The organism is Streptomyces sparsus (genome assembly GCF_054776295.1).
This window is the reverse complement of record NZ_BAAHCA010000054.1, coordinates 1-13,294: the sequence shown is the minus strand read 5'-3', so window position 1 is coordinate 13,294 and position 13,294 is coordinate 1. Positions and strand designations below refer to the sequence as shown.

Here is a 13,294-nt window from a genome sequence, read left to right as displayed (position 1 = left end):
ACGGGCTCGCCGGCCGCCTCGCAGTGCGGGCGCCTCGGATTACGGCTCCGCACCTCGCTCCCGAGCCCTACGAGAGGGTGTCCGCGACCACGGACGCCGCCTCCGCGATCAGGGCGTTGTCGTACTCGGCGTCCTCGCTCAGACGGTTGCTCATGACGGCGATCACGATCGGGTCGCCATCGGGCCTCCACACCACGGCGATGTCGTTGCGCGTGCCGTAGGTGCCGCCGGCCCCCGTCTTGTCGCCGACCACCCAGTCCTTCGGCAGTCCGGCACTGATGAGCTCGGCTCCGCTGGTGTGGTTCCGCAGCCACTCGGTGAGCTGCGCACGCTCCGGCCGGCCGAGGGTGTCACCGAGCGCGAACGCGCGGAGGTCGTCGGCGAAGGCGCGCGGTGTGCTGGTGTCGCGGTTGTCGCCGGGCGACCAGCGGTTCAGCCCGGGTTCGTTGCGCTCCATCCGGGTCACGTCGTCGTCCAGCAGCCGCTCGAGCAGGGCGTCGAGGCCCTCGGGGCCGCCGAGCGCCTCGAAGAGCAGGTTGGCCGCGGTGTTGTCGCTGAACCGGATCGCGGCGTCGCACAGTTCCGCCAGGGTCATTCCGGTGTCGACGTGCTTCTCCGTGACGGGGGAGTGGTCGACAAGGTCGTCACGGGAGTAGGTGACGACCTTGTCCATGCCGTCCAGCGAGTACGTGTGCAGCGCCGCACCGGCCGCCAGCGCCTTGAACGTCGACGCGTACGCGAAGCGCTCACCGTCGTTGTGGGCGACCTCGCGACCGGTGCCGGTGTCGACGGCGTAGACCCCGAGGCGGGCGTCGTACCTGCGCTCCAGGTCCTCGAACGCACGGACGTACGCGGTCACCCCCGGGCGGGCCGACGTCTCCGCCGCGGACGTCTGCGCAGCCGACGGAACCTGCGTGCCGCGCTGTTCACACGCCGCGAGCGGAACGAGCAGGAGCGAGGCGAGCAGGCCGACCACCAGGCGTCGCGCGCGTGGGTACTGCATGGGTCCACACCTCCGAGGGGCCCCGGCCGTACCAGGCGACGGGCGGGGCGAGATCGTTTGACCTGCTCACCCTCGCGCCGAGTCCGTCCTGCGGTCCAATACGCCACGGCCTCACTTCATGCTGTTCTCGCATACGATGGCGGCGTGGATCTGGTCGGAGCCTGCCGGGCGTTCGTGAGCGTCAGCGAACAGGGCAGTTTCACCATCGGAGCAGCCGCCGCGCAGATGTCCCAGTCCGTGGCGAGCCGGCGGGTCGCGGCCCTTGAACAGCACTTCGGCGAGCGGCTGTTCCGACGCACCTCACGACGGGCCGTGCTCACCCCGTTCGGCCGGGACATGCTGCCGGCCGCAACGCGGCTCGTGCAGGCCGCCGACGTGCTGCGGCACGAGGCGGACTCGGCCAGGGCGAAGCCGTGGCGGCTCGCCGTGCCGGACACCTGCTCCGCGCGTGGCCTCGCCCATCTGGTCGCCGAGGCCAAGGGGCGGGGCGTCTCGCTGGACCTGCGGGTCGTCGGCGCACCCGCGGAGCGGGTGGAACTCCTCCACGCGCAGCAGGTACGGGCCGCGTTGGTCGCCGTGCCCTCGGACGAGGCGACGTGGCGGACACCTCTCGGGCTGGCCGGTGCCGGCGACCTCGGTGGGAAGCGTTTCTACCTCGACACCCTGAGGGTGGGGCGGGCTTCGACCGGCCGTGCCCGACGCGTCTGGATGCAGCCGGAGGACGACGTCCCGCACATCCGCGACCCGCTGACCCGCCTGCGGGACGCGGTCGGCCTCCAGCCCGCCCAACTCGTCGTCGCCCCCGACGTCACGACAGCCGCCGCCGAGGTGCTGTCCTCGGACGACGTGCTGTTGTGTTCGGCGGCGCAGGCCGGTGAACTCGCCCTCGACTGGCGTCCCCTGGGCGAGGCCAGCCCCGTCCGCGGTCTTGCGCTGGTCGCGGTCACCGCCGATGACACGCGACACCTCGGTGAGCGTCTGGGCGGGGCGGTGGCCCGCTGCCTCGGCCTCGACGGGAAAGCCGACAAGAAGGCCGACCGGGAAGCCGTGGGGGGTGCGGCGGCATGAACACCGGAGAACTGCTGCGCGAGACGCGTCAGCGCCTGCGCGACGGAGGCCTGCGCGCCTGCCTTCTCGTCCGCGACCTCAACACGGGTGAGGAACTGGGCATCGAACCGGACGTCCGGCTGCCCTCGGCGTCGCTGGTCAAGGTTCCGCTGGCCGTCGCGACGGCGGAACGCATCCGGCGCGGTGAACTCGACGGATCGACGATGCTGGACGTCGAGCCCGGGCGGATCACGTCGGCCGGCCCCACCGGTCTGAGCCGGTTCCGCCACCCGGCCCGGATCGCGATCGACGATCTGCTGTACCTGAGCACCAGCGTGAGCGACGGCACGGCCGCGGACGCGCTGTTCGCGCTCACCCCGCCTGCCCGGGTCACCGAGATCCTCCGAGGTCTGGGAGTGGACGGCATCTTCGTCCGGCACCCGATGCGGGACCTGACCGAGACCCCTGCCGAGCGATTCGACCCCGCTCAGACGCACCTCGCCCACGCCCTCGCCATCGACGCCGGGACGAGCGGGCGCGGCCACCGGGTGCCGCAACTCGACACCACCCGAGCCAACACCGGCAGCGCACGCGCTTTCGTGGACCTGCTGCACGCCCTGTGGCGGCCGTCGGCCGTCCCCCGCGAAGTCGCGGCACGCGTGCGTGGCCTCATGGCGGACAATCTGCTGCGCCACCGGCTGGCACCGGACTTCAGTACCGACGCCTCGACCTGGTCCTCCAAGACCGGCACGCTGCTCAACCTCCGCCACGAGATCGGCGTCGTCGAGCACCGCGACGGTGACGCCTTCGCGATCGCCGTCCTCACCGAGTCACTGGTGCCCGCCGGCGCACAGCCCGGCGCGGAAGCACTCATGGCGCAGGCCGCTCGCGCCCTGCGCGACCAGCTCCGCCAACTCTGACCGCACTCCTGAAGCCTCCTGCGTCTGGAGAGCACAGGCATTTCGGGGACGGCCCCCGGTGGCGGCGGCAGGCGATCACGCCGAACGGCAGGCCCGCGGGCTGCTTGCCCGCCACCGCACCCACGGATGAGGTTGAGGCGCCCACGGCCTTTCGTGATCCTGCACGAATCACGCTGTGGAAAAGTTGGCGCTTTCCTAAAAGCAGTGTAAGTTCGGTGGGGCGCCGCCACACCGGTCCAGGCGCACACTCCCCGCAGGAAAGGTGTTTCACGATGATCGTCGTCACTGGTGCCACCGGACAGTTCGGCCGGCTGGCCGTGGAGAACCTCCGCAAGCGCGGCGTGCCGGCCGCCGAGATCACCGTCGCGGTGCGCGACACGGACAAGGCGGCCGATCTCCTCGCTGAGGGGGTGACGGTTCGCGAGGCGGACTACGACCGGCCCGAGACCCTCGTGCCCGCGTTCACCGGCGCCGACAAGCTGCTGTTCGTCTCCGCCAACGGCCCCGATGACCTGCGCATCACCCAGCATCGTGCGGTCGTCACCGCCGCCCGGCAGGCCGGTGTGGGGCTGATCGCCTACACCTCGATCACGGAGGCCGACACGAACCCGATCGGCCTCTCCCGCGTCCACCGCGACACCGAGGCCGCGCTGGCCGACGCCGGCCTGCCGACCGTGCTGCTGCGCAACGGCTGGTACACCGAGAACTACACGGCGAACCTGCCCGGCTCCGTGGAACGTGGCGCCATCGTCGGCAGCGCCGGCGACGGCCGCATCGCCTCAGCCACCAGGGCCGACCTCGCCGAGGCCGCCGCTGTTGTCCTCACCCGCGAGAACCAGGCGGGCAAGGTCTACGAACTGACCGGGGACACCGCCTGGACGCCCGCGGAACTGGCCGCCGAAGCCACCGCCGTATCCGGCACGGACGTCGTCTACACCGACCTGCCCGCCGAGCAGTACGCCGACATCCTCACCGGTGCCGGCCTGCCCGGATTCCTGGTGGAGCTCCTCGTCGACGCCGACGTCAAGATCTCCCAGGGCGCCCTCGCCAAGGTGACCGGGGATCTCAGCGCCCTCCTCGGCCGCCCCACCACCTCGCTCACCGACGCCGTGACCGCCGCCCTGAAAGGCTGACGGCCTGCCGGGCAGTGCCCGACGGCCCGAAAGAGGGAGCCACGTGCCCCGAGGGAGAGGCCGGTGCGCGGGATCCGTCGGACGGGGCTCAGGGGTGCGTGGGCTTCAATCGGGCAGTTTCGTGTCGATGACGAGGCTGATTTCGATGACCTGGCCGGGCATGGTCAGTTCAGTGACGCCCAAGACTGTGCTGGCCGGGCGGTGGTCGCCGAAGTACCCCAGGTTGCCCTCCGCCGCCGCCTCGGCGTTCTGCCGCAGGTTCACCACGTACAGGGTCTGCGAGACGACCTGGTTCCGGGTGGCGCCGTAGTGGTCCAGGACCTTGTCCATGTTGGCGTAGGTCTGCTCGAGCTGGGCGGGGAAGTCGCCCGCGTGGAGGAACTCGCCTGCCGCGTCGAACGAGAGCTGTCCGGAGACGTGGATCAGCTCGCCGGACCTGATCGCCTGTGAGTAGCCGAAGTCGCTCTCGGCCGGCACGTCGTAGCTGAATACATCCATGGTGGTCACGGTGCTCACCCTTCCGTTTCGCTCTCTTGTAGTTACTCGGAAACTGTAGGAGAGTGAAGGTTGACCTGGAAGAACGCACTTTTCGGTGACTGAGGAACCTGATGGTGACCAAGCACATGCTCAAGGGCCTGCCCGAGGACGCTGACCTGCGGCGGGCGGACTCCCTGGCGCGGGAGATCTTCTCGGACGTCGCCAACAAATGGGCACTCCTGATCATCGAGGCACTCGGCGAGCGCACTCTGCGCTTCAGTGAGTTGCGGAACGAGGTCGAGGGCGTCAGCCACAAGATGCTCACCCAGAACCTGCGCATGCTGGAGCGCAACGGCCTGGTCGACCGGAAGGTGCATCCCACCGTGCCCCCGCGGGTCGAGTACACCCTCACCGAGCCGGGCCGGGGCCTGCGCACCGCGGTCGACGCCATATGCGGCTGGACCCACCAGCACCTCGGTCACATCGAGAGCGCACGCGGCCGCTTCGACGCCTGACGGGCACGTGGCGACACCCCCGGGCGTTGCGCGATTCCTTGATCGGTCTCACGCCGGCGTGGCCCGCGCCGCGCCTGACGCTGCTGTTCGAAGTGCACGAAGCCTGTCGGGGCCCGTGGACCCTGAGGACCGGCCAGAGGCGCCGTCCGCCACGGGCAGCCGCTGCGGCCCAGAGGCCGGCAGGCCGGGCGCCACGTGTCCGCTCCCCGGTCGCTGTTCTCACCCTCGGGTGCCGTTGCTTCCGCCCTCCGCGGCGTCGTCCTCGGAAAGGAGCGCGTGGAGGCGTTGCAGTACGTCGAGGTGGGCGCGGTTGTGGAACTCGAGCAGCGCGTGCACGACGACCGCCTCTGCGACTGCCGTCTCCCGGTGCGAGGACAACCCGAGATCGGCGAGACACGGGTGGTCCCGCCGCTGTTGGCGGACCTCGGGCACCATTCGCTCCGCCAGTTGCTGGCGCACTTCGTCCGGAGCGTCCTCGTCGAGTGCTGCGAACTCCGCGTCGAGGTCCCCGCGAGGTCCTGAGAGCTGTTCCTGGAGGGCGGCCCTCGCCCCGGGTGTGAGGATGCTGGAGTAGGCCAGCAGCAGGGACCGCTGGGCCTCGGGCAGGTCGTCGGCGAGCGTCCTGAAGTCCGGGGGCATGTCGAGCGCGGCCCGGTTCTCCATGATGGCCGCCAGGTCCCGCCGCATCTGCTGCCGGCGTTCGATGTCCGCCGCGAGTTCGGCGTCCAGGTCCCTGAGGATCTGCCGTGCCCTCTCGTCGCCGCTCTCGACCGAGGGGACGTTCGCGAGGGCCACGCCGAGGTCGGTCAGCCTGCGGATGCGCAGCAGGCGGACCAGATGGCTGACGCCGTACTGCTTGTAGCCGTTGGACGCCCGTTCCGGCTCCTCCAGCAGACCGATCTCGTGGTAGTGCCGGACGGTCTTGGTCGTCGTGCCCGCGAGTTCCGCGAGCTGACGCGTACTCCACCCCACCAGGAGCCCCTTCTCCCAGAACGTGCCCTGCGGTCATTCAAGACCCTGCCCTTGGGGCAGGGTCAACTGTGGCCGGTTTCGCGCCCGTCGTAGTTGACCATGCCCCAAGGGCACGGGGTGTCGTGGTGGCGACCACAACCGCGAACCGCTAACCGGAGACTGGACATGAAACGACAGCGCAGCGCCGGCCAGAGTTTGGCCCTCCTTGTGGTCCTGGGCCTGGGCGGCTCGCTGGCCGCCGTGCCCGCCACGGCCCAGGAGCCGCAGACGCCGCAGATGAAGTGGGGCGAGTGCCCCGACGACGTCGTGGCCGAAGCCGCTCCGACCGAGTTGCAGTGCGCCACCGTGTCCGTGCCGCTGGACTACGCCGACCCGGAGGGCGAGCAGATCGACCTCACCGTCTCCCGGCTGGCCGCCGCCGACCCGGACAAGAGGCGCGGCGTCCTCATGCTCAACCCGGGCGGCCCCGGCGGATCCGGTCTGGCGCTGTCCGCGCTGCTGGTGGCCCAGGGCCTGCCCAGCAGCGTCACCGACCGCTACGACCTGATCGGCATGGACACCCGCGGGGTCGGTCATTCCACACCGGTCAGCTGCGGCTTCAAGCAGGACGGCCCCTACAACGCCAACATCCCGCCCTACGCGGTCGACGACGCCGCGGTCACCGCGCAGGCGAAGACCGCCGAGCAGGCGGCCGAGCAGTGCGCGGACAACGACCGCGACGACCGGCTGCGCCACCTCACCACCGCGAACACCGCCCGCGACCTGGACCGGATCCGGGCCGCGCTCGGCGAGGAGAAGACCAGCTACCTGGGCTACTCCTACGGCACGGCACTCGGCGCCGCCTACGCGTCGATGTTCCCCGAGCGCACCGACCGGATCGTGCTCGACAGCAACATCGGAGACACCCACCTCGACCGCGACGGCATGCGCCGCTTCGCGCTCGGCATGGAGCAGACCCTGCCGGACTTCGCGAAGTGGGCCGCCCGCCGGCACGACAGCTACGGCCTGGGCCGCACACCCCGACAGGTCCGGACGTCCTACCTCACCATGGCCGGCAGACTCGACAAGGCTCCGGTCGCGGGGATCGACGGCAACCTCTTCCGGCTCCTGACCTTCGGCGCCCTGTACAAGCAGTCGCAGTACCCCACGCTGGCACAGACCTGGCAGGCCGTGCGCGAAGGCGACGAAGCGGCCACCCGCGCCCTGGCGACCGCCCGGGAGGAAACGGCGGACGGGGTGCTGTCGCCGGTCGACAACGCGCTGACCGTGTTCCTCTCCGTCACCTGCAACGACGTCGAGTGGTCCGAGGACGTCAACACCTATCGGCGGGGCGTCGCGAAGGACCGCGAGCGCTACCCTCTGTTCGGCGCCGCCACCGCCAACATCACGCCGTGCGCCTTCTGGCCGCACGCCCCCGCCGAACCGCCGGTGGAGATCGACGCCGAGGGCCCGCGCAACGTGCTGCTCCTGCAGAACCGGAGGGACGCGTCGACCCCGCGCGTGGGCGGGAAGATGCTGCGTGAGAAGTTCGGCGACCGGGCCCGACTGGTCAACGTCAACGACAGCGGGCACGGCGTCTACGTCCTGGGCAAGAACTCCTGCGCGTTGAACACGACCACGCGTTACCTCGTCGAGGGAGAGATGCCCAAGAAGGACGTCTTCTGCCGCGCGGACTGACCGCCGGATCCCCAGCGGCGCTCACGCCGCCCGCAGCCCGTCTGCCGGCGGCGTGAGTAGGGCGTGCGGGTGGGCAGCTCGAGCGTGAGGCAGGACGGCGGCACCGGAAGCCGACGGCGAGCGGAGTCCGGTCAGGACGCGGCGTCGGCGAAAGGTCCCGGTTCTCCTCACGCTCCCATGTCCGACCGCTGTCCGCCCTCGTGCACGGAGCCACGGGTGCGGTGATCCACTCGACATGCCTGTCCCACGGACAAACGGGCACAGATATCACGTGCTCACAGTTGTTCCCCACCGTGTGCGGGAGTTCGTGCGAAGGCAGCGCGAGCAGCCCGTCGTCGTGCAGACCGTCCGCTCCGCAGCCGCCGCGACCCTCGCCTACGCCACCGCCGTCTGGTTGCTCAGCGCCAAGCCCCCACCCCTGCTGGCGCCGCTCACCGCTCTCCTCGTCGTCCAGGTCACTCTCTACGCCACGCTCACCAGCGGCATCCGCAGGGTGAACGCCGTGGTGGCGGGCGTGCTCATCGCCGTGGGCTTCAGCGAGCTGGTCGGCCTCAGCTGGTGGAGCCTGGGCCTGCTCATCATCTCCGCACTGGTCACAGGCCATGTGGTGCGCGCCGGCGAGTTCGTCCCGGAGGTCGCGATCTCCGCCATGCTGGTGCTCGGCGTCTCCCACTCGACGGACCTCGCCCTCAGCCGGGTACTGGAGACGTTGATCGGCGCATTGGTGGGGCTGCTGTTCAACATGGTGCTCGTGCCCCCGGTGTGGGTGTCGTCCGCGGGTGAGTCCATCGAGGACCTCGCCCGGCGGATGCGGGGCCTGATGCTGGACCTCGCCGACGAGGTCGGCGGCCGGATCCCGGTGGAGGAGGCAGCGGCCAGGCTGCACGCCGCCCGCCGCCTGGACCACGACGTCGTCCAGGTCGACGCCTCGCTCGCGAGGGCGGAGGAGAGCCTGCGGTTCAACCCCCGGGTCAAGGAGGGGCTGCTCTCCCGCATCGTGCTGCGCACCGGCCTGGACACGCTGGAGATCTGCGCCGTCGTCCTGCGGGTCACCACCAGGACGCTCACCGACCTCGCCAAACACCGCACCGACGAGGACCTGCTCCCGCCCGAGGTCGCGACCGCCCTGCGTGAGCTGCTGATACACATGGCCGGCGCCGTCGAGAGTTTCGCCGTCCTGATCACCACCCAGGTGAGCCGCAACGCGGAGGAGGCCGAGACCTTCCTGCTCGCCGAGCTCTCCGCGAGCCGGGCCGCCCGCGAACACGTCGCCGAGCTGCTGCTGGAGGCGGTGCAGGAGCACCCTCGCCAGTGGCAGCTGCACGGAGCGCTGCTCGCCGAGGTCGACCGCATGCTGGACGAACTGGACGTCGAGAAGCGTTCCGTCCGGCTGGCCGAGGAGCTCGACCGCCACTCCCGCGAGCGCCGCGCACGCCGGCTGCTGAACGACACACACCTCCGACGCCTGCGTCGCCGGCTACGCCCACTCGCCGCCCGAGCGCGGCGGTGACCCGCTCGTCCCCGGCAGGGTCACCCGCCCTCACCGCCGGTGAGTTCCCGCATCCGTCGCACCAGCGCCGCACGCCGCAGATGGGCCCTGACCGCGAGGACGAGCGCCGAGGCGACGAACAGACCCCCGGCCGTCAACGCCACGCCCGTCCCGACACCGCGCTGAGTGGCGACAGCCATCGCGACCACGGCGCTGGCGGTCGAGGCCACCACGCCGATCCAGGCCGCGACGACCCGCTGGGTGGCGAACAGCGGCGCCCTGCGCGTGAGCGTCCACGCTCCGAATCCCGCCCAGGCCAGGCAGACCACGGTGAACAGCCCGAACGCCAGGCGGGTGCGGTCGGGCAGCGGGGCGGGCTCGGTCCACCACAGGGTGGTCAGGAACACCGCGCCGCCCAGCCCGGCAAGCAGGGCAACCAGCGCGCGCATGCGTCGCGCCGGTGACAGGGCCGGCTCGATCCCCTCGATGATGTCCTGCGCCGAAAGACGCGGTTCCTCGCTCATGACCGGTGTCCCTTCTCCTCCAGGTGTGCACGCAGCAGTCGGCGGGCCCGGTGGAGCCGGGACTTGACGGTGCCGACGGGGACCCGGCAGATCTGGGCGCAGTCCTCCGCCGCCAGGTCCTCCAGGTAGAACAGGACCAGGATCTCCCGTTCCGCGACCGGCAGCCCCGACAGGGCGCGAACCAGGTCGGCGCGGTCCACCACGGCGTCGGTCGGGTCCTCGGTGACCGTCCGGTCCGCCACGAGCCCGTGGCCGTCGCCGGCGTACTCACCTCGCAGGCGGTCGGTGATCGAGCGGCGGGCGATGGTGAACAGCCAGGGTGCGAACCGCTCGGGCTGCCGCAGCCGGGGCAGGCCCCGGACCACGGCCAGCCAGGTCTCCTGCGTCACGTCGTCGGCCCGCTCGGCGTCCAGCATGCGACGCACGTACGTCCACACCGGCACTCTCCAGCGGGCCACGAGCTCGGTCAGCGCGGCCCGCTCACCCAGTTGGGCACGCACCACGAGTAGCTCATCGGTCATCTCGTCCTCCTGTCACCCTGCACAGTCGGGCCGGGGCGCGATCCGGTTCACGCCGCTCGGTGCGGGCGGAGGAGGGGACGCGGTGCGGGCTCAGCGCCCGGCGTCGCCGGCCCGGTCGCCCGCCTTGCGGTACAGCCGCAGACCAGGCGTGGTGGTGACTCCGTGCACGAGGGTGCTGGCCGCGACGACCAGCGTTCCGGCGGCCAGCACCACCGGATCGGCACCGAGGCGGTGGGCCTCCATCGTCAGGTAGAACAGCGCGGAGACACCGATGGGGCCGAACCATCCCAGGAAGACGGCGTCCCGCCAGCTCAGGGCCAGCGGCCGCTTCAGCGCGAGCAGGACGGGAAGCCTGCGCAGCAGCAGGACACCGACGACGAGCAGGAGGCAGCGGGCCCATCCCAGCTCCGCCCACTCGCTCCACGGCAGTATCGCTCCCACCACCGTGAACAGCGGCAGGACGACAAGGCGGTTGACGGCCTCGTCGATCTTGTCCTCCTCCACCCGCTCATTGACCGAACTCGTCGCGTTGAACGCCAACCCGCTGACGAACACGGCCAGGATGCCGTCGAGGTGGAGGAGTCCGCCCGCACCGAGCACGAACAGGGCAAGCAGCAGGGTGTAGATGAGCAAAGGGCCGGACTCCACGGTCCGCCTCGCCTCGGCGCGCCGCAGCGCCTGCCCGCCCAGCCATCCCACCGCGCCTCCGAGAACGACGGCACCCAGGACCTGCCACAGGGACTCCACCAGCGCCTCGGTTCCGGTCAGCGGCCCCGCGAGGGCCACCGCGACGAGGACGAGCGGCAGCGCCAGGCCGTCGTTCGCCCCCGATTCGATGGAGAGCAGCTGCCTGGTGCGGGCGGTTACGTCCTTCTCCGCGGGTTCACCGGTGACCACACTCGTCGCGAGGACCGGGTCGGTGGGGCACAGCGCGGCGCCCAGCAGTGCCGCGACGCCGAGGCCCACACCCAGGACGGCGGCCGACACCGCCGTGGTGAGCAGCGCCATGGCGAGCATGGCGACGGTCACCAGGAGGGCCACCGGCTTCACCCGGGACCGCACCTCGCCGATCGGGAAGCGCAGCGCGACGGCCATCACCGAGATCGCCAGCAGCAGGCGCGAGAACTCGTGCAGTTCGCCGTGTCCCACCACGACGGTGGGAAGGTCGACGACGCCCAGCACCTCGGGGCCGAAGAGCACCCCGGTCAGCAGGGCGAGCAGCGGGCCGCTCAGCGGGGCCCGCTGGATCAGTGCGGAGAGCGCCGCCACCGTCAGCGCGAGCGCTCCGGCAACGGTCAGCAGAGTATCGAGCATGCTGTGCGGCTGCCCCCTGCACGCCGCGAACATGTCGCACCGGCCGCCCTGAGCCCCGGACGGCCCAAGCCTCCGGCGGCTTGGAGTGGCTGCGCGTGGCTGGAGCGTCCGGGATCCGGCACAGTGGGCGACCACGGCCGCCGGTGATCCGGCCGGCGCCGACGCGGACACGAGCGAGGACTGCCATGGCGTACGACGAGGGGCTGGCCGAGCGGATCCGCGTCCGGCTCGAAGCCGCCCCGGCCGTCACCGAGAAGCGCATGTTCGGCGGCCTCGCCTTCCTGGTCGAGGGCAACATGGCGGTCGGAGTGATCGGCGAGGAGTTGATGGTCCGGGTCGGTCCGGACGCCTACGACGTCGCGCTCACCCGGCCCGGGGCACGACCGTTCGACTTCACGGGGCGTCCCCTGCGCGGGTGGGTCGTGGTGGGCGCCTCGGCCGTGTCCGAGGACGAGGCGCTCAACGACTGGATCGATGAGGGCCATGCCCGCGCGGCGGAGCTGCCACCCAAGTGAGGGCGGGGGAGTGGGCCGGACCGCCACCGGAACACCCCGCCGGAGCCTGCGGGGTGACCTACCGCGAAGGCAGTCGCGCGCCCGGCACCGCCCTGACGCCTCCGACGCGGAACCGTCGCCCACACGTCCATCGCCGCCGGCCCAACCCGGCACACCAGCAACGGTGTTGCGTGCTGCAAGCGCGGGTGCACGTTCATCTGCCGCGTGCAACGTAACGTGATGATCACACCTAGTAGCTTTTCCGGTGATGTGATGCACGAACCGGCCGGTAGTGACGCCATGGGGGACGGAGGGCACACCAGTGCCCCTGCGGGGCCGGTGGGGGCGCGCCCCGGAGTGACAAGTCGAAGGGACCTGATGGTCCGTGACCATGACCATGGAGCTGGCCGGCGAACTGGCGACGGCGATCCTTCTGGTGCGGGTGTTCGGCCGGGACGCCGCACACCTGCTGGGCCGCGCGGCGGCAGTCGGCGTGCGCGCCGGAGTCACCGAGTTGCGGCGCGGTGCGGACGTGCGCGGTGCGGACGGAGGACACCGATGACGCGGGACGAACAGGGTGACGCGCCGTCGATGACGGAACTCCCGCTGGATTTCACCGCCTTCCACGCCGAGCGCCGTGAGCCGTTCGTCGGCTGGTCCGACCGCTACCTCCGCAACCGCCAGGACGCGGAGGAGGCAGTGGACGAGGCATTCGAGCAACTCGCCGTCAACTGGCAGCAGGTGCTGTCGATGGAGAACCCGGCCGGCTACGCCTGGCAGGTGATGAAGAACCGCACCATCGACTGCGCCCGCGCTCGCGGGCGCCGCGCCGACCTCGTCGAGGCACTCGCCTTCGAGACCCAGGTCCTGCGCGACGCGGTCGACCCGATCGGCGAACTGGAGGACAGCATGCAGGTGTTCCGGGCCGTCAAGGAACTCTCCGAGCGGCAGCACGACGTGTTCGTGCTCCGGCACTGCGAGGGGTACGGCATCGCGAAGATCGCCGACCTGCTGGGCATCACCGAGGCCACAGTGCGCTCCACCGACCGCTACGCCCGTCGCCGACTGCGGGAGATCCTGCGGGAACGGACACAGGGGAGGCCGCAGTGACCGAACAGGTGGACCGTCTGCTGGCCAAGGCGCGCCTGGCCCCCGCCGCACCGTACCGCCGGGCCGACGTCGCCGCGGCGGAGCGGCGCGTCGCCGCC

At 71.2% G+C, this 13,294-nt stretch carries 15 protein-coding genes; 9 read left to right on the top strand and 6 right to left on the bottom strand.

The window, feature by feature from the left end; translation table 11 throughout:
- Nucleotides 1-67 precede the first annotated feature (67 nt).
- The gene (bla, locus tag ACYVE9_RS05985; protein WP_461026662.1) at nt 68-1,003 is read right to left on the bottom strand and encodes a class A beta-lactamase; all 936 of its coding nucleotides are present in this window, start codon (nt 1,001-1,003) and stop codon (nt 68-70) included.
- Between the two features lie 144 nt (nt 1,004-1,147).
- Between bla and ACYVE9_RS05980 the strand changes: the two genes are divergently transcribed.
- From ACYVE9_RS05980 to ACYVE9_RS05970, 3 genes are all read left to right on the top strand, one after another.
- The gene (locus tag ACYVE9_RS05980; protein WP_461026661.1) at nt 1,148-2,071 is read left to right on the top strand and encodes a LysR family transcriptional regulator; all 924 of its coding nucleotides are present in this window, start codon (nt 1,148-1,150) and stop codon (nt 2,069-2,071) included.
- A complete protein-coding gene (locus ACYVE9_RS05975; protein ID WP_461026660.1) occupies nt 2,068-2,970 on the top strand; it encodes a serine hydrolase in 903 nt (300 codons plus the stop codon). The genes ACYVE9_RS05980 and ACYVE9_RS05975 overlap by 4 nt, the downstream gene beginning before the upstream one ends.
- A gap of 272 nt (nt 2,971-3,242) precedes the next feature.
- Entirely contained in the window at nt 3,243-4,103 is an 861-nt protein-coding gene (locus ACYVE9_RS05970; RefSeq protein ID WP_461026659.1) for an SDR family oxidoreductase, read from the top strand.
- A gap of 105 nt (nt 4,104-4,208) precedes the next feature.
- Here the strand turns inward: ACYVE9_RS05970 and ACYVE9_RS05965 are convergent, their stop codons facing one another.
- A complete protein-coding gene (locus ACYVE9_RS05965; RefSeq protein ID WP_461026658.1) occupies nt 4,209-4,610 on the bottom strand; it encodes a RidA family protein in 402 nt (133 codons plus the stop codon).
- A gap of 101 nt (nt 4,611-4,711) precedes the next feature.
- Here ACYVE9_RS05965 and ACYVE9_RS05960 point away from each other — a divergent pair, with 101 nt between their 5' ends.
- On the top strand, nt 4,712-5,095 hold the full coding sequence (locus tag ACYVE9_RS05960) for a winged helix-turn-helix transcriptional regulator (RefSeq protein ID WP_461026657.1): 384 nt from the start codon (nt 4,712-4,714) through the stop codon (nt 5,093-5,095).
- A gap of 219 nt (nt 5,096-5,314) precedes the next feature.
- On the opposite strand, the gene ACYVE9_RS05955 is transcribed toward ACYVE9_RS05960, so the two are convergent.
- A complete protein-coding gene (locus ACYVE9_RS05955) occupies nt 5,315-6,067 on the bottom strand; it encodes a helix-turn-helix domain-containing protein (RefSeq protein ID WP_461026656.1) in 753 nt (250 codons plus the stop codon).
- A 165-nt stretch (nt 6,068-6,232) separates the two neighbouring features.
- Between ACYVE9_RS05955 and ACYVE9_RS05950 the strand changes: the two genes are divergently transcribed.
- Complete coding sequence (locus ACYVE9_RS05950) at nt 6,233-7,744, top strand: alpha/beta hydrolase (RefSeq protein WP_461026655.1); 1,512 nt, start codon at nt 6,233-6,235, stop codon at nt 7,742-7,744.
- A 235-nt stretch (nt 7,745-7,979) separates the two neighbouring features.
- Entirely contained in the window at nt 7,980-9,254 is a 1,275-nt protein-coding gene (locus ACYVE9_RS05945; protein ID WP_461026654.1) for an FUSC family protein, read from the top strand.
- Nucleotides 9,255-9,274: 20 nt separating this feature from the next.
- On the opposite strand, the gene ACYVE9_RS05940 is transcribed toward ACYVE9_RS05945, so the two are convergent.
- From ACYVE9_RS05940 to ACYVE9_RS05930, 3 genes are all read right to left on the bottom strand, one after another.
- Nucleotides 9,275-9,757: a transmembrane transport protein gene (locus ACYVE9_RS05940; protein ID WP_461026653.1), complete on the bottom strand. Its 483-nt coding sequence runs from the start codon at nt 9,755-9,757 to the stop codon at nt 9,275-9,277.
- Nucleotides 9,754-10,278: an RNA polymerase sigma factor gene (locus ACYVE9_RS05935; RefSeq protein ID WP_461026652.1), complete on the bottom strand. Its 525-nt coding sequence runs from the start codon at nt 10,276-10,278 to the stop codon at nt 9,754-9,756. The genes ACYVE9_RS05940 and ACYVE9_RS05935 overlap by 4 nt, the downstream gene beginning before the upstream one ends.
- Before the next feature lie 90 nt (nt 10,279-10,368).
- A complete protein-coding gene (locus ACYVE9_RS05930) occupies nt 10,369-11,592 on the bottom strand; it encodes a cation:proton antiporter (protein WP_461026651.1) in 1,224 nt (407 codons plus the stop codon).
- A 185-nt stretch (nt 11,593-11,777) separates the two neighbouring features.
- Between ACYVE9_RS05930 and ACYVE9_RS05925 the strand changes: the two genes are divergently transcribed.
- The 3 genes from ACYVE9_RS05925 to ACYVE9_RS05915 all read left to right on the top strand — a co-directional run bounded on the left by ACYVE9_RS05925 (nt 11,778) and on the right by ACYVE9_RS05915 (nt 13,196).
- Entirely contained in the window at nt 11,778-12,107 is a 330-nt protein-coding gene (locus ACYVE9_RS05925) for a TfoX/Sxy family protein (protein ID WP_461026650.1), read from the top strand.
- Between the two features lie 364 nt (nt 12,108-12,471).
- A complete protein-coding gene (locus tag ACYVE9_RS05920) occupies nt 12,472-12,648 on the top strand; it encodes a hypothetical protein (protein ID WP_461026663.1) in 177 nt (58 codons plus the stop codon).
- Entirely contained in the window at nt 12,645-13,196 is a 552-nt protein-coding gene (locus ACYVE9_RS05915; protein ID WP_461026649.1) for an RNA polymerase sigma factor, read from the top strand. The genes ACYVE9_RS05920 and ACYVE9_RS05915 overlap by 4 nt, the downstream gene beginning before the upstream one ends.
- The last annotated feature ends 98 nt before the right edge of the window (nt 13,197-13,294 follow it).

Bases quoted from the DNA above. Each gene is read 5' to 3' on its own strand.
- ACYVE9_RS05970 (WP_461026659.1), top strand. From the start codon at position 3,243: ATGATCGTCGTCACTGGTGCCACCGGACAGTTCGGCCGGCTGGCCGTG.
- ACYVE9_RS05915 (WP_461026649.1), top strand. From the start codon at position 12,645: ATGACGCGGGACGAACAGGGTGACGCGCCGTCGATGACGGAACTCCCG.
- ACYVE9_RS05930 (WP_461026651.1), bottom strand. From the start codon at position 11,592: ATGCTCGATACTCTGCTGACCGTTGCCGGAGCGCTCGCGCTGACGGTG.
- ACYVE9_RS05945 (WP_461026654.1), top strand. From the start codon at position 7,980: ATGCCTGTCCCACGGACAAACGGGCACAGATATCACGTGCTCACAGTT.
- bla (WP_461026662.1), bottom strand. From the start codon at position 1,003: ATGCAGTACCCACGCGCGCGACGCCTGGTGGTCGGCCTGCTCGCCTCG.
- ACYVE9_RS05960 (WP_461026657.1), top strand. From the start codon at position 4,712: ATGGTGACCAAGCACATGCTCAAGGGCCTGCCCGAGGACGCTGACCTG.
- ACYVE9_RS05925 (WP_461026650.1), top strand. From the start codon at position 11,778: ATGGCGTACGACGAGGGGCTGGCCGAGCGGATCCGCGTCCGGCTCGAA.
- ACYVE9_RS05950 (WP_461026655.1), top strand. From the start codon at position 6,233: ATGAAACGACAGCGCAGCGCCGGCCAGAGTTTGGCCCTCCTTGTGGTC.
- ACYVE9_RS05975 (WP_461026660.1), top strand. From the start codon at position 2,068: ATGAACACCGGAGAACTGCTGCGCGAGACGCGTCAGCGCCTGCGCGAC.
- ACYVE9_RS05940 (WP_461026653.1), bottom strand. From the start codon at position 9,757: ATGAGCGAGGAACCGCGTCTTTCGGCGCAGGACATCATCGAGGGGATC.
- ACYVE9_RS05935 (WP_461026652.1), bottom strand. From the start codon at position 10,278: ATGACCGATGAGCTACTCGTGGTGCGTGCCCAACTGGGTGAGCGGGCC.